Origin of the sequence: Psychrobacter sp. C 20.9 (assembly GCF_001921765.1) — a bacterium.
GTDB classification, from domain to species: domain Bacteria; phylum Pseudomonadota; class Gammaproteobacteria; order Pseudomonadales; family Moraxellaceae; genus Psychrobacter; species Psychrobacter piscatorii_B.
The window spans coordinates 46,431-61,630 of record NZ_MRYC01000020.1; the positions used below are offsets into that span (position 1 = coordinate 46,431).

The following is a 15,200-nucleotide window of genomic DNA, read 5'->3' on the forward strand; positions in this document are numbered from 1 at the left end:
GTTTCATGACATCGTCATAGTGATACAGGCGCTCACTATATCGGCCTAGCCATATTAAGTGACTGGCGGTAGAGAGTAGCAGTATCATGGGCGCATCATCTAAGCTCTCGTAACCGGTTTCTAAGGGCTGGACGCGATTATAGTAGTTCGCATGCCCTAAAGCGTTGCCTGTAGAATTGACACTTACTGAGGATAAAGGCGCGCACTTGTCGGCTTGCTGGCTGTCTAAATCACTGTCATCAATAATCCATGTGTCTTTGATACCGCCGCCTTGCGATGAATTGACGACCAACGAGCCTTCAGCCATGGCCACTCGTGTCAGACCACCAGGTACGATATCTACCGTGCCATCACCATGACTGAGAATAAAGGGACGCAAATCAATATGACGCGGTGCGATACCATCGCTCACGGCAGTAGGGTTGGTAGATAGTGAGATGGTTGGCTGAGCAATAAAGCCGGCTGGATTTTCAAGCAGACGCAGGCGATATTCTTCGATTTCTTCTTTGGTTGATGTCGGACCAATAAGCATCCCATAGCCGCCTGAGCCTTGCGTTTCTTTTACCACCAGCTTGTCCAGATTATCAAGCACATATTTGAGATCATCAGGCTTACGGCACTGGTAGGTCTCAATATTAGGTAGGATAGGCTCTTCATTTAAGTAGAACTTAATCATATCTGGTACAAAAGGATATAAACTCTTATCATCGGCCACGCCCGTACCTGGTGCGTTTACGATAACGACGTTGCCAGCGCGATACGCACTCATGAGCCCTGATACACCCAAGATAGAATCTGAGCGGAATGCTAAAGGATCAATATAAGGGTCATCAATGCGGCGGTAGATGACATCGACCTGTACTTTACCGCGAATACCTTGCATGTAGACTTTGCTGTCCTCAACGACCAAATCATAACCATGAACGAGTGGTACATTCATCTCATGCGCTAAAAAAGCATGCTCATAATAGGCACTATTAAAGCGACCTGGCGTTAAAATGACGACTTGCGGATCATATTTGGATGTTGAGCTGGCAAGACAGGCTTTGAGACGGTTGGGATAATCACTGATGCCCATAATAGGGGTGTCAGCAAATATATCAGCTAAGAGGGTCTCTGATATATTGCGGCTCTCAAGCATATATGAGACGCCTGACGGGGTGCGCAAGTTATCCTCTAAGACACAGAACTTGCCAGACTCATCACGGATTAAATCGATACCACTAATGTGAGAGTAGATTGGTTTGTCGAGCTCAATGCCCATCATCCACGGTTCATAGCAGCCACTGGCATACACATAGCTGGCAGGAACAATATCGGCCTTCATAATGGCTTGATCATGGTAGATATCATGCAAAAAAGCATTGAGAGCAGTGATACGCTGTTTGCAGCCTGCTTCTATCTGTTGCCATTCGCTCGCTGCAATAATGCGTGGAATGATATCAAATGGAATCATACGCTCGATGTTTTTGGCATCGCTATAGACCGTAAAAGTAACCCCTTTACGGTAAAAGATGTTTTCTGCTTGTTCGTTTAGATAATTGAGGGCATCCATGTTGATGTTATCAAGCCAATGACCAACGGCTTTTGCAACGGGACGATACTGACCTTTGCCTGTTTGGAGTTCATCAAAACTTGGTGCGCGTGATGGGGGAGTGTCTGCTGAATAATTGGCGGGCGTGTCCTGCGACTGGTTTTGTGATTGCTCCGAGGCGTTATCCTTGTCTGTTACACTGGTTTCAGGGGTAGCCGTATCCTCATTTGTATTTTTATTCTGACTTTGGTCTTTGATTTGACCTATTGACTGCTCTTCTTGAGGTTGATTTTGGCTCTGACCCTGACTTTGAGATGATTTTTTATTCATAAGTACCTCACGTATCCTTGGTAAAGTTATACTTTATGATGACTACACCCTCTATGCTAAGCAAGGGGTCACTTGTATTTCGCCAAACAGGTAGTCTATCTCCTGTATGAACTATACAACGGTTGCTGAGTAACATACAACAAGGGTTAAGTAATAGGTTTTTAGTAATATCAACTTAATTCTGATAAATTTAACTCAATTTGTATGAAAAAAGGAAAAGAGTGGACATGAAGATACGAGGTAAGTTTTTGGTGCTGGCTAGCATGGGATTGGTCGCGACTCTCAGTATGACCGGCTGTGATAGTGAGCCACAGCAAGAAGCCGTGCCAGCTGGTAGCATAGTGATTGCCCTTGGTGACTCGCTGACTTACGGTTATGGCGCGAGTCTAGATGCAGCTTATCCTAAGGTGCTTGCCGATTTGAGTCATTGGACCGTTATTAATGCAGGCGTCAATGGCGATACCTCCGCAGATGTGCTGGCTCGTGTCGATGATATCACTACTCAAAATCCCGACTTGGTACTGTTTGGCGTGGGTGGTAATGATGTATTGCAACGCGTTCAGCCTGAGACTACACGTGCCAATATCACCGCTACTATCGACACCTTGAAATCTGCAAATATCGATGTGGTCCTTATTGCTGAACCTCACTTTAGTGCCAGTGCACTGTTTGGACGAGTGAGTGATAACCCATTATATGAAGATATTGCTGATGCGAAAGAGGTGCCTTTATATTCAGGTGGTTGGTCTGCGGTATTGTCGGATGACACTCTAAAATCTGATCGCATCCACGCCAACGCTGCGGGTTATCGGCAGTTTGCAGAAGGGTTGCATGATTATCTGCAAGAGGAGGGCGTGGCGCGATGAAGAATAGCTACTTACTGATGGTAATAAGCGCAGTGGGGGTTTTTTGTTTGTAGATTTTTTACACCGTAACGGACGCTTACTCAATGATAAAGGTGAGATGGTGATCAATAACACAGGTCTTGCTGCTTTGACATTATTGGTGGCTGAGTCTGACCCGAATCAAAAGGAAACCTTAATCAAGTTGATTATGAACATGTTGTCGTTGGAGATTTGATTTAAAAAATGCGTTGTTTCTTTAACGAGTAATAACATTATTGTGACCCAAAAAGGTGTTGCTGATACCAATAAGACACTATTTGTCGGCGCACATTATGACTCTGCAGTAGCCTACCCAAATTATCAAAATCTAGAAGCATTAGATGACAACGCCTCTGGGTCTGGCGTGTTGACTGAATTGACAAGAAACCTGAATGGCATTGACACAGAACATAATATTCAGTTTGTGGCGTTTGGTGCAGAGGAGGGCGGCCTCAATGGTTCAAAGGCGTTTGTTGATCAGCTCACTGACGAAGAAAAATCGACAGCACTGGGTATGATCAACTTAGATAGCTTGATTACAGGCGATAAGATGTATGCCAATGCAGGACGAAATGCTTATGACGATGACGGCAATGAAGTAGCTGCCAATGTAGGACTGCGTGAAAATGCGCTGCGTATTGCAAAAGAGCTTGGTATCACACTCGAAGTCAATCCAGCCATCATTGCACCTGGCACGACAGAACCCTACGAGCCTTATGGTGTTGGCTGTTGTAGCGATCAAGAGTCTTTTGACAACGTAATGCCCGTCGTAGGATTTGAGGCGACCAACTGGGCTCTTGGACCTGATTATGATGGTTATACGCAAACGGAAAATCCGAATATCCCAGGTGGCTATACGTGGCACAATCCCGAATTAGACAATGAGGAAGTGCTGATAGCTGCATTCGGTGAAGAGCGCATCACACAAAGAATGCGTGACTATTCGCGTATTATTAGTAGATTGATTGTTGAGCAAACCAATGCTGATATCATTGCCACAAACAAAAGCGCGCTTAATCTTCAAAATAGAATGGGGGCTGCGTTAAAGGACAGTGCCACTGATTCGCATTCAGCTATTCTTGAGCGTGCCAATGCTTTGGCTTTACCTGCTATTGATAACAATGACACCTTTGATGCTTCGCGTGCTCAGGTCTGGGTAGACGGCTCTCAAAGCTATGTCGATTCTGATAACGTCCAAGAAGGTGCTCGCGCCAATATTGGTATCTATGGTGAATACGTTGTGCAACCTAGCTGGCGTGTTGGTGCAGGTCTCAAAGCCGCCAATCACAACAATAAAAATGTAGAAAACGGTATCAAAAAAGACACCAGCTATGGCATTCAAGCTTACTCGTTACTGGGCGGCAAAAACACGGCTTGGTGGAATACAACTTCTGTAAGCTTATCTAAACATGATTTAGATGTTAATAGCACCGTCAGACTGGATGGTAATAATGGTATCAACATTATTAACAATAGCGAACGCGGTAATACTGATGCCGATGTGTTTAGTGCTTATAATGAGCTTGGCTACAATTTTCTTATTAAGAAAAACATCGCTCATGGCGCTTTTTTAGGTTTAAATTATATTGATACTGACATAGACGGCTACACAAGTGGCAATGCCAACTCTCGCACAGCCTTAAAAATTGATAGCACATCTAGTGAGGCATGGGACTCGGAGATTGGTTACCAGTTGCAATATGGGTTTGATTTAATGGGTACACCCGCCAAGCTTCAAAGCAAACTCGCTTACGTACATGTCATCGAAGATGGCTTAGTGGATCGTTTATCGACAAGGTCTTTTGCTGATGGGCAAAAAAGAGACATTAGTATCACTCAAGCAGACAAAGATGATGACTATGGACGTTTTGAGTTGAGTGTTAGCAACAAGGTTGATAACAATGTCTATGCTTATCTGAATGGCGATACTACCTTTGCACGTGATGATAAAGACAGCTCAGTACAGTTAGGCTTACAGTATCAATTTTAAAACATAATGTATGGATGATAGTCTGCGCCGCTCAGTAATGTATTTATGAGCGGCGTTTTTATACATTTTAATATAGTAATTATCATGGCGTGCTACTGGTTATCGCTATAATATACGTAGAACGGCTGGCCTATATACTAAGAAGAATAGGGATAAAGTGTATGTTTGACATCATAAAAGACTGGCGTGAGCAGCGTATATTGGACAACAGCAAGTTCACGCATGAAGACTGGGCGCGGGCGGCTGAGTGTATCATGATATTGGATAGGTTGACTGAATACGAGCTAAGCCGCTTGTTTGATTTGGCGACTTTGTTTTTGGATGATAAGTCGATTGTGGGCGCACAAGGTTTTGAGATTACTGATGCTGTCAGACAATCCATTGCACTACAGGCGTGCTTGCCTATCTTAAACCTCAGCCTTGAGTGGTATAGCGGTTGGTCATCTATTATTATTTATCAAGGTTCGTACAAAAGTGAGAGTACAACGGTAGATGAATTTGGTATCGTCCATAAGGGCAGTCAGCACCGTAGTGGGGAAGCATGGCAACGTGGCCCAGTCATTCTCTCATGGAAGGATGCCAAGCACTCAGGTGAGCGTGATGGACACAATGTGGTCATTCATGAATTTGTGCATAAGCTTGATATGATGAATGGCCGCGCTAATGGCTTTCCACCGATGCAGCCTGACATGGATCCTGCACGTTGGACACAAATTATGTCGCGAGATTTCGAAGATTTTCAAACGCACCGAAAGTCAGGTTTAGACCGTTATGGTGCGACCAATCCTGCCGAGTTTTTTGCGGTATTGAGCGAGGTGTTTTTTGAGACGCCGCAAAAGCTGGTAGATGCTTATCCTGACATTTACGATATTATGGTGAAGTTTTTTAAGCAAAGCCCGCTTCAGTCAAAAGCATAATTTTAAATTTATATATCAAAAATTGAATATAATATGATAAAGAAACAAAAAGGGCAGTGCTTCATATATGACGCATTGCCCTTGTTTAATATAATTTATCTGACCATCCAGATGCTTACGCTGTTATTTAAACCGTCCACTGATCGTTAACGACAGCGACGAGATAGCGTTTCCCTTGATATTCATCAAACACCAAGCGCAACACCCGCCAGTCTAAACCGCTGTATTCATCACTACCTTTATAGTAAAACTCAACGACATCAGAGTTTTGGTATATATCTTTTAAGTTATTGATTGAATTGCCATTATTGGTAATTTTATTGACACTGATATTCACATTATTGAACTTCCTGCCATCCACCCAAGTGTCCAAGTATGTCGGCAGCGGTATAATTAATGGCTCACCAGAGCCGTCACGTTCACCCCAAGTAAAGCGGATTTTGGACTGCTGCAAATACTGTGCATATTGCGCGCGGCTAAAAACCTTGTCTGACTCAGGGCGTACGTAAGCATACATGGAGAAACGCACACCACGGGTAGGATGAATGTCTTTGGCTATTCTAGAAAAATTTTTATTGGCCAAAGCATGCTGTATGCGCAGTGCCTGCTGTATAAGGGTTGGTTGACTGATATCGGTGCTAGTAGGGGTTGATGAGATACTAGTCGGTTGAGCGACAATGGCTTCACTGGGCTCAGAAGCGGACTGGCAACCAGTCGCGGTCAAAGTAAGCAATAAAAGGCCACTAGAAGCCAATGCCGCAGATTTCTCCTTAAAAAAGCTAGGTAGTATTATCATAAAAGCATCCTTACCACAGTTATTAGCGAAATAAACGTCACGATAAGCCACTAAAAGTTGTCATCACAATAGATAAAAAGAGTATACAAGCGCTATGTAATCGGAATTTTGATGTGTGAACCTGAATGATACGATAATACAGCAGAGTCGTTATATGGCTATGATGTAATAGACCGTAACACTTATAAGATAAGATCTCGTAGAGAACGACATGCCAACATACAAATCGCTGATATTACTATCAACCATAGCACTGACAATTGTCGGTACTGCCACAGCAGATGTGACAAAAGCATCTCAGAAACAAGCTGCTGCGGCTGATATGAAAATCACGACCATCACAAAAATGTACCAACAAGATATCGATGATCAAGGTATGAGTAATCCTATAGTGCTACAGCAATATGCCAATGCTGACTTACAAGCAGCCATGCAGCTAGAACAAGATTACTTTGATAAAAATCAAATATCCTGCAATGTTGATTATGATGTGCTGTGGGATTCTCAAGACCCTGATTATACTCAAGACAAGAAGTTTTCGATGACTGATAAAGGATTAGTTCAAGTCAGCTTGGCGCAAGGTAGCAATATTTATTATGACTTGACATGCAATGATAAGGATTGCCAAATCGCAGATGTTAGCTTAAATGAAGATGGTGGAACTTTGAGTAAGCATTTACTTGAAACTTGTCGTTAGTAGAAAACTGAATTGATATTAAAAATGTCAGCGCCAAGCTATTTTAAATTTAAAAATACGCAGTTAAATATAGAAACGATATGGCGCAGATTGATATTTACTCTTATATTGAAACCGCTGGTATGTTTTCGCATAATGTATATTATGTTAAATAAAGCCTATAAGAGAATAAGTTCGTGCTTAACTTATTACTTATTCTTATGTCAACTTATGCTAAATGGCTCAAGCACGAAATTACGATACTCTATCGAACATCTCAATAATGAGTCCGCTGCTTGTCGATGCCTCCTTTCAAACAACCATATATTTTTTTGAGTCAGATAGTCAGTCGTCTATAACTATAAATGTGTTTGATAATTGCTTTTACCTTGTGAAATATTGAGCTTACTCTGGTATGTTACGCTTTTTATCGGATAGGCTTTTTTAGTACCCAACAGAATTATCTTCGACATCTCAACAAAAAGACGGCTTTACTATATTAAGAAAATTACTTTTCTCGTTATAGTAAAGCCGTCGATATTTCTAAGTATTCAGCACACAACTTATTAGTTTTTGTGAGCTTAAGAGAAGTTGTTATCCCTACTTTAAGTTTAATCCAAATATAGGTCGATTCTACTCTGACATCTACGATTTATTGAGCACTTTCTACTGGGTCTTGATTGAAACTCGTATTGTCTTCGTCTACCATTGTTGTATCACTAGTGACTGAGCCATCCATCATTTCATCGGTAGTGGTACTATCCATCATTGTGTCGGTAGTGGCTGTACCAGCTGGATCCATAGGACTGTTTGTATCGGCCATGTCCATATCCGTGGTTGTTTCACCCATAGTAGAGTCCGTCCCTACTTCAGCAGCAGTAGCTTCAGTCGTGTCCATCGTACTATCTGGCGTCTCTTCCACTTCATTACTACAAGCACTAAGTCCTACAACGCTGACCAGTAATGCCATCCATAGTTTACTTTGAAGTGAATGGCTAGAGATTGTTGTCTTCATTTTAATATCCTTAATAAAGTTAAGATAAACCATTAATTATGGTATTGAATATTTCTACTTAACTATTACTTTAAATGAATTCCAATATTAATACATATGCCGACTAAGATGTTTTTGTTAAATTTTAATAGCTTTTTTAAGTAATATAGTTATATCAGGCTATTAAAATAAAATTTATTACAGTATTTTAAATAAGCCTTAACTTAAAAATAAAACTGTGTAATAAATTTAATTAATTACAAAAGTCTAGTAATTTTACTATAAAAGCTGACAATGTTTGGCTTTTTTTATGACTATATTATTAAAAAACTTACTCATTATCAATTTTTATCTATAAGCGTTTGGAATCTATAAGCTAAAAAACATATAAGGAAGTATTACTTCAGGAACTATTTTTAGTATGGAAAGTCACCCTATATATATGCAACCGAATTTACTAGTAGATTATCTAAAACATCAGAAAAATTGCTATTTATTTTTAGATATAGACGGTACGCTTTCAGATTTTACCCTGAACCCTAAAGATAGCATCGTACCATATTCAACTTTAAGTATATTACGGAAACTACAAAAACATGGCATCGTAGTCGCTATTGTAACGGGTCGCAGTCTTGTTGAAGCTAGAAGTTTACTGGCACCTATAGAGTTACCGATTGCAGCAACTCACGGTCTAGAAATAGCATTAAATAGTAGTTTTAGTAAATTCGAAGACGAAGATCTGAATGAGGTAAATACGCTTTTTATTGATACCTTAGAACTAGATAAAATAAAGCAAGATATCCTCCGCTCTTGTGCCCTCTATGACGACTTCTTCGTAGAAAGTAAACCTTATTCCGTCGCTTTACACTTCAGAAAGAATCCCATTTTGGCTGATGAGGCTTATCGCCTGATGAAGGAAGTATTAAAACCCTATCCTGATTGGGTGTTAAAACCTGGAAAATATGTTTGGGAAGCGGTACCAAAAGGTGTAAATAAAGGGACTGCCATTCTATACCTACTAGGCAAAATAATGAACAAAGCTAGCAATGATACTTGTGCAATTTTTATTGGTGATGATATTACTGATGAAGCCGGTTTCAGAGCCATACAAGATTCAAAAAAGATAGTAGAAGGCTTAGAACAACCACCAAAAGGGCTAGGCATTAAAGTAGGAAGGGAGTCGACCTGTGCTCATTATTATGTCAACGATATTAAGGAAGTAACAAACTTACTCCGTAACCTTCTAAGTTTTTGCCAAACACGTGATAGGTCACCATCTGGAGTAATGAAAGTCAATTCTCACTATTAAGGAAAAGTTGAGGTCCATTTTATGAGCCGTTTAATTGTCTTATCAAATCGGGTTAAGGTGCTCGACAACAAACCGATGGCTGGCGGACTGGCAGTAGCTCTACAAAACGTATTGATAGGGAACTCAGTAGTTTGGATGGGTTGGAACGGTAAAGTCGTAGAGAGCCGTAATAATGCTAGTGGTTCTACTGACTTATTTACTAGCAAGCAAGCCAGTTTGACAGGTGAAGGCACTTGTATCACTTATATGACCACAGCTCTTACCACTGAGCAATATAATCAATTTTACTGTGGTTTCGCTAACAATGTCTTATGGCCACTATTGCACGAACGAATCGACTTAATCAGTCAAAAATCCCAAGATTACGCAGGCTATCAAGACGTAAACCGGCTTTTTGCCAAACAATTAAAGAAAATCATTGGGCCTGATGATGTGATTTGGGTGCATGATTATCACTTTTTAAGCGTGGCATATCATTGTAGACAATTAGGCTTGTCTAATCGTATCGGATTTTTCTTACATATTCCATTTGCTTCATTACGCTTTTGGCAATCGCTTTCACAAAGTTCTGAGGTTATTCATCATTTGGCCCATTATGATTTGTTGGGTACGCAGACTCAGCAAGACAGGACTCATTGCTTGAATGTCTTGCAGTATTACTTAAAAGACCATTTTATACACGACCAGCTTGTAGCAAGCGCACCGATAAATGTGTTAGACATGAAGCGAAATTTTGCTCAGCCCTATACCTATACTAGAGCAAAAATGACGCTCGATTTAGCGCTAAAACCTCAGCACGCTTTAATGGTTGATGCTTATCCAATAGGCGTCAATGTGACACAAATTCAGCAGCAGGTTAAACACTTATCTTCCGCTATCCCCTTGCACTCCACCCCACTTTATAAAAGTAAAAACCTTACTTTTCAACAGATTATTGCAGTTGATAGGATTGATTATTCAAAAGGGCTGTTAAAACGCTTTGCAGCATATCGTGATTTTTTAGCGCAAAATCCATCGTATCAAAATCACCTGCAGTTATTACAAGTCGCCTGCCCTAGTCGTTTAGATTTGCCGACGTATCAAAGTCTTTACGATGATGTCAAAAAAGAGGTCTATGACATCAATCAGCAATATCTGTCTGAGAATAGCAATTGGCAAGCCATTAACTATAGCGAAACCGCATTGAGCCATGAGAAATTGATGACGATGTTTTGGCAAAGTAACGTCGGTTGGGTGAACTCGCTTAAAGACGGTATGAACCTGGTGGCCAAAGAGTATATCGCTGCCCAAAATCCTGATAATCCTGGTGTTTTATTACTGTCCCGTTATGCTGGAGCCGCTGAACAAATGCAGGCTGCCGTCATCATAGATCCCCATCAGCCGCAAAGCATGATAGAGGGCTTAAAAACGGCCCTCAAGATGCCGTTGGAAGAGCGTCAGTCTCGTTATCGGTCATTATTGCAAGGACTACAGAAAGACAATTTGCAGATTTGGCAGCAGAGTTTTTTGGATGATTTATACAATGAAAGCAGCAGTCAAATAAGTAGCATGGAGCCCGCCAATGTTCAAATGTCTGACTCATAAGGATAACTAGGAGACTCTGATGCGATCGACAAATATAAAAAACGATTTATTAAAAGATATTAAAGTCGCTGTCGATAAAATAATAGCTACTGACACCCAAGCAATGAGTACGCTTAATCTTACCGCTGCATTACGCCATAAAATTTTAGATATATTAGTGTCTTATAGCAAAGATATCCCTCATCCCGCAAGCGGTATGGCTGAGCATAGCGGGCTTTCAAATACTTTAATACGCTGGCAAGTTTTGGCGTATGTTGCAAGTATTGATCTAACGATTGTCAAATGGTTTGAATCGCATTTAGACGCTTTAAGTATTTTGAATGAAATTGGGTATGGCAAGGTAGCCAAAGGTTTATGGGCCGTTTGGGCAGCAGAAGGCCATCCCGACCCTCTACGTTATGAGCAAGGAAAGGCCATTGGTCACAAAGCATGGTGTTCAGGAGCTGGCATGGTAGATTACGCCCTTGTTACTTATCGCAATAGCAATAATCAATCACAACTAATGATTATAGACATGCATCAGGCAGGTATTGAAATTAACAATAGTGAATGGCAGGCAGTAGGAATGCAAGCCACAGATACAGCTACTGTGAAGTTTTGTGGCGTATCAGCGAGTTTGGTTGGAAAAGAGAATGCCTATCTAGATCGTGCGGGGTTTTGGCACGGGGCTGCAGGGGTTGCTGCGTGTTGGTATGGCGCATCAGCTTGCCTAGCAAGCTATTTGACCACTGCTTATCAGCAAAAACCGAATGACTACAAGGCCATGTATTTAGGTGAAATTGGTACTGCATTGGCAATTACTCAACAATATCTCTATTACGCCGCCGATCTGATAGACACAGAGCCGTCATTTTGCCATGAGCTTGCTATACGTCAATTGAGAGCCCAAATTGAAAAAGTCGCGCGCCACACAGTAGAGATAGTGGGTCAAGCATTGGGAGCCGCACCATTTTGCCGTAATGCTCATTTTGCAAGACTATCAGCAGATCTTCCTGTGTTTATTCGCCAAAGTCATGGTGCTTTCGACTTACAAAAAATTGGTGAGTTGACCAACCTTTTACACAGTAATTCGACTCATGGACAGGCAAACGTATGGCAACTATAGAATTAAATAAGAACATACAGCTTATCTTCAAAGATAATAACGCTAAGTCTACTACCCTGCTTCGATATCCCCATCCAATCGTAGGAGACCGTATTATTGAAGGTGCTGGTACTAGCTCAGACACATGGCAAAACTGGGCAGGATTACAAAAACTGCCTCAATTAAATATTCAGACAAGCTTCAACTCCCATCAACGCGTCTGTATCTTTGCACCGCATCCTGATGATGAGATATTAGGCTGTGGTGGATTATTGCAGCAACTAGTAGATAACGGCAATCCCATAGTTCTCATCCATGTAACTAATGGCACCCAAAGTCATCCCGACTCGAAGATTTATTCTCCAGAACAGCTTAACACCCTCCGTCCAAAAGAAAGTGTTGAAGCTCTAAAAACGTTGGATGTGAGCCATCAGGTTACGACACTTGCTTTAGATTTAACAGATGGGGATGTATTCGCGCAACAAGCTCTCTTTTGTCAGAAATTAGTGACTATCCTCCAGCCTAACGATATTTTAGTCACCACCTTCGCACGAGACGGGCATCCTGACCACGAAGCCACAGGGCGCGTGGTCACCTCGTTTGCCAAACAAAATCGCCTGCCCTGCTATCAAGTACTGATATGGGCATGGCATTGGGCAACGCCTGATGACAGTCGTATCCCTTGGCAATATGCCGTGAGAATGGATTTAACGCCTGAGCAATTAGAGAAAAAAATCGATGCTATCCATTGCTTCAAAAGCCAAACTACTGAAGATGTAAGTACAGGCAACTCGCCCATTCTAACTAAGCAAACGATTACTCGAATCAGCCAACCTTGGGAAGTTTATATATATGAACCATACCTCTAAAGAAAGCTTGGCTAATTCTAGTCAGTACAGCGCCTATTCGGATTCATATTTTGACGAATTATATAATGACAATACCGACCCATGGCAATATCAAACTCGTTGGTATGAAGAGCGAAAACGTAATACTTGCTTGGCGCTACTACCCCAACCACACTATGAACGTGCGATTGAATTGGGCTGCGGTAATGGCGTACTAAGTGAGTTATTGGCTCATCGTTGTCAGGATTTAATTAGTATCGATGGCAATCATCAAGCAGTGAAACTTGCTAAAGAGCGTTTAGCAGCACTACCTCATGCTAGAGTCATACAAGGTATTGTTCCCGATAAACTATTTTCTTTAAAAGAGTTATTGGAACAGAGGAAACCTCTATCAGAAAATACTTCGATCAATCAACCACCCTTTGATTTGATCGTTATTAGTGAGATTTTATACTATTTGTCATCCAGTGATATTGATGTGGTCATCAACTGGGCACTACACAATCTTGCCCTAAATGGTACTCTGCTTTGCTGCCACTGGCGCTATGCTATTGATGGTTTTGCAATGACAGGTGAAAGCGTACATCAGCGTTTACATCAGGTATTTACTAACAATAACGAAAATCATCACGCTTTCAATCATCAGAGCCAAATGATAGATAGCGACTTTTTACTAGATATTTGGCAACGTTCTTCCACGTCAGTTGCTATGCAAGAAAACTTAATATAGAAAACCAAAAATAATCTTAAATTATATCGGGATTGGTAGATATTATGAAAATTAGTATTGTGATTCCTGCTCATAACGAAGCAAAGACTATCGCCCAATGCCTAGCGTCTGTACAGACTGCAATCGAGCAGTTACCTTCAACTTTCAATGCTTCTGTACTGGTAGTACTAGATAGCTGTACTGATGACACATTGAAAATTGTCCAAGCGACAGGGTTTGATTACTTATGCTGTTATTATCAGTGCGTGGGACAAGTCAGGGATATGGGCATCCGCTATGCAATTGCTCATGGGGCAACATGGCTTGCCTGTACCGATGCTGACTCAACAGTGCCTATGGATTGGTTAGTGCAGCAAATGGAACATCTTGACCAGCAGAGGGCCGATATGATTTGCGGCGTAGTGTCTATCAATAACTGGGGGCATTTGTCATCACAAACACAACAAGCTTATATTACGCATTATCAAGACAAGATGGGGCATCGACATATTCATGGGGCAAATTTGAGTTTTAGTAGTGACGCTTATTTAGCCACTGGCGGCTTTGCACCTTTGACTTGTCATGAAGATGTAGATCTAGTTAATAAGTTCGAAGCACATTGCTATGCGATTACTTGGAGCAATCGCGTCCGTGTACTGACCAGTAGTCGATTGCAAGCTCGAGCAAAAGAAGGTTTTGGTGCATTTTTAGCAAACCTTGAAAAAGTCAGCTGGTCATATTAAACCCATCATAGTTCAAAGCTATTAAAAGCTGAAATTAAAAAACATCTCTTTCACTTTCATCAGGCTTATCTACACTTTCTGTAACAGGTATTGCACTATAGGTATTACTGTTGCTTCTCTCTTCTATTATCTTTCTCTTGCTACTATTCTCGTCATGTATGAGATCAGAGGCAAATGCATACTCATTCGATATTTCTGTATTGTCACTATCGCTAAGCAAGATACTCTCCGTAGACTTGTCAAAGTTTAAGAGCAAAATATTATTTTTTTGAATATCATTTGTATGAAACATATCAAATAAAAAATATAAAAAAAATGGAATAAGAAAGAGTGCTATTAATAATCTTTTAGTCAGTGACTTAGAAGGTTGGTATTTCCATGAAAATAATGGCGCTAACAACATTAAGATGCAAACACTTAAAAGTAAAAAAATACACAAGTTTTCTATGTTTGAATCGAGTGTTCGAGACCATCCCAGATTCTGTGTAACTGCCATTTAGATTAAATGCCTGCTAATACGATCATCAAACATAATCATAAAGCGATTAAGGGCAGACGTCCAGTTACGAATCGGCATCGACCACTTTTTAGACGCCTGCTGGGTTGCTAGATAGACTACCTTAAACGCTGCCTGATCAGAGGGGAACACCTTACGCTTATTCACCGCCGTACGAATCACACTGTTTAGCGACTCAATAGCATTGGTGGTATAGATGGCTTTTCTGATGTCTTTAGGGTAGCCAAAGAACACCGTTAAGCCCTCCCAGTTATTACGCCAAGACTTGATGACATGCGGATACTT

At 41.1% G+C, this 15,200-nt stretch carries 14 protein-coding genes and 1 pseudogene; 10 read left to right on the top strand and 5 right to left on the bottom strand.

The genetic code is table 11. From position 1 onward, the window contains the following. Positions 1-235: 235 nt before the first annotated feature. Positions 236-1,792: pseudogene (locus BTW00_RS14275) on the bottom strand (circularly permuted type 2 ATP-grasp protein); the annotation flags it as partial. A gap of 299 nt (positions 1,793-2,091) precedes the next feature. Here BTW00_RS14275 and BTW00_RS12070 point away from each other — a divergent pair. From BTW00_RS12070 to BTW00_RS12085, 3 genes are all read left to right on the top strand, one after another. Then, positions 2,092-2,730 (top strand): GDSL-type esterase/lipase family protein, encoded by a 639-nt coding sequence (locus BTW00_RS12070; RefSeq protein WP_075107611.1) that lies wholly within the window; start codon positions 2,092-2,094, stop codon positions 2,728-2,730. 256 nt (positions 2,731-2,986) lie between these two features. Beyond that, a complete protein-coding gene (locus BTW00_RS12080; RefSeq protein WP_075107612.1) occupies positions 2,987-4,738 on the top strand; it encodes an autotransporter domain-containing protein in 1,752 nt (583 codons plus the stop codon). 161 nt (positions 4,739-4,899) lie between these two features. Continuing rightward, a complete protein-coding gene (locus BTW00_RS12085; protein ID WP_075107613.1) occupies positions 4,900-5,655 on the top strand; it encodes a zinc-dependent peptidase in 756 nt (251 codons plus the stop codon). Positions 5,656-5,782: 127 nt separating this feature from the next. On the opposite strand, the gene BTW00_RS12090 is transcribed toward BTW00_RS12085, so the two are convergent. After that, entirely contained in the window at positions 5,783-6,451 is a 669-nt protein-coding gene (locus BTW00_RS12090; RefSeq protein ID WP_075107614.1) for a hypothetical protein, read from the bottom strand. Positions 6,452-6,662: 211 nt separating this feature from the next. On the opposite strand from BTW00_RS12090, the gene BTW00_RS12095 reads away from it, so the two are divergent. Next, a complete protein-coding gene (locus BTW00_RS12095) occupies positions 6,663-7,148 on the top strand; it encodes a hypothetical protein (protein ID WP_075107615.1) in 486 nt (161 codons plus the stop codon). A gap of 631 nt (positions 7,149-7,779) precedes the next feature. Here the strand turns inward: BTW00_RS12095 and BTW00_RS12100 are convergent. Beyond that, positions 7,780-8,142 carry a hypothetical protein gene (locus BTW00_RS12100; RefSeq protein ID WP_075107616.1) on the bottom strand — a complete coding sequence of 121 codons (363 nt, stop codon included), beginning with the start codon at positions 8,140-8,142 and terminating at the stop codon, positions 7,780-7,782. 400 nt (positions 8,143-8,542) lie between these two features. Between BTW00_RS12100 and otsB the strand changes: the two genes are divergently transcribed. From otsB to BTW00_RS12130, 6 genes are read left to right on the top strand one after another with little or no spacing between them, the layout of a single operon-like run. Continuing rightward, entirely contained in the window at positions 8,543-9,430 is an 888-nt protein-coding gene (gene otsB / locus BTW00_RS12105; RefSeq protein ID WP_256714070.1) for a trehalose-phosphatase, read from the top strand. A gap of 21 nt (positions 9,431-9,451) precedes the next feature. Further along, positions 9,452-11,014, top strand: coding sequence for a trehalose-6-phosphate synthase (locus tag BTW00_RS12110; RefSeq protein ID WP_075107618.1), 1,563 nt, complete (start codon positions 9,452-9,454; stop codon positions 11,012-11,014). Between the two features lie 19 nt (positions 11,015-11,033). Then, positions 11,034-12,119 carry an acyl-CoA dehydrogenase family protein gene (locus tag BTW00_RS12115; RefSeq protein WP_178379305.1) on the top strand — a complete coding sequence of 362 codons (1,086 nt, stop codon included), beginning with the start codon at positions 11,034-11,036 and terminating at the stop codon, positions 12,117-12,119. Next, positions 12,107-12,967 (top strand): PIG-L deacetylase family protein, encoded by an 861-nt coding sequence (locus tag BTW00_RS12120; RefSeq protein WP_083603649.1) that lies wholly within the window; start codon positions 12,107-12,109, stop codon positions 12,965-12,967. The genes BTW00_RS12115 and BTW00_RS12120 overlap by 13 nt, the downstream gene beginning before the upstream one ends. Then, entirely contained in the window at positions 12,951-13,676 is a 726-nt protein-coding gene (locus BTW00_RS12125; RefSeq protein ID WP_083603650.1) for a class I SAM-dependent methyltransferase, read from the top strand. The genes BTW00_RS12120 and BTW00_RS12125 overlap by 17 nt, the downstream gene beginning before the upstream one ends. A gap of 44 nt (positions 13,677-13,720) precedes the next feature. Continuing rightward, positions 13,721-14,398, top strand: coding sequence for a glycosyltransferase family 2 protein (locus tag BTW00_RS12130; protein ID WP_075107619.1), 678 nt, complete (start codon positions 13,721-13,723; stop codon positions 14,396-14,398). A gap of 34 nt (positions 14,399-14,432) precedes the next feature. Here BTW00_RS12130 and BTW00_RS12135 read toward each other — a convergent pair whose 3' ends face one another. Both BTW00_RS12135 and BTW00_RS12140 read right to left on the bottom strand, forming a co-directional pair. Further along, positions 14,433-14,894, bottom strand: coding sequence for a hypothetical protein (locus BTW00_RS12135; RefSeq protein ID WP_075107620.1), 462 nt, complete (start codon positions 14,892-14,894; stop codon positions 14,433-14,435). Then, positions 14,895-15,200 (bottom strand): transposase (locus BTW00_RS12140; RefSeq protein ID WP_143506602.1); only part of this gene is annotated, 306 nt, incomplete at its 5' end.

Coding starts and splice junctions, on each gene's coding strand:
- otsB (WP_256714070.1), top strand. CDS start 8,543: ATGGAAAGTCACCCTATATATATGCAACCGAATTTACTAGTAGATTAT.
- BTW00_RS12070 (WP_075107611.1), top strand. CDS start 2,092: ATGAAGATACGAGGTAAGTTTTTGGTGCTGGCTAGCATGGGATTGGTC.
- BTW00_RS12125 (WP_083603650.1), top strand. CDS start 12,951: ATGAACCATACCTCTAAAGAAAGCTTGGCTAATTCTAGTCAGTACAGC.
- BTW00_RS12110 (WP_075107618.1), top strand. CDS start 9,452: ATGAGCCGTTTAATTGTCTTATCAAATCGGGTTAAGGTGCTCGACAAC.
- BTW00_RS12135 (WP_075107620.1), bottom strand. CDS start 14,894: ATGGCAGTTACACAGAATCTGGGATGGTCTCGAACACTCGATTCAAAC.
- BTW00_RS12100 (WP_075107616.1), bottom strand. CDS start 8,142: ATGAAGACAACAATCTCTAGCCATTCACTTCAAAGTAAACTATGGATG.
- BTW00_RS12120 (WP_083603649.1), top strand. CDS start 12,107: ATGGCAACTATAGAATTAAATAAGAACATACAGCTTATCTTCAAAGAT.
- BTW00_RS12130 (WP_075107619.1), top strand. CDS start 13,721: ATGAAAATTAGTATTGTGATTCCTGCTCATAACGAAGCAAAGACTATC.
- BTW00_RS12090 (WP_075107614.1), bottom strand. CDS start 6,451: ATGATAATACTACCTAGCTTTTTTAAGGAGAAATCTGCGGCATTGGCT.
- BTW00_RS12085 (WP_075107613.1), top strand. CDS start 4,900: ATGTTTGACATCATAAAAGACTGGCGTGAGCAGCGTATATTGGACAAC.
- BTW00_RS12095 (WP_075107615.1), top strand. CDS start 6,663: ATGCCAACATACAAATCGCTGATATTACTATCAACCATAGCACTGACA.
- BTW00_RS12115 (WP_178379305.1), top strand. CDS start 11,034: ATGCGATCGACAAATATAAAAAACGATTTATTAAAAGATATTAAAGTC.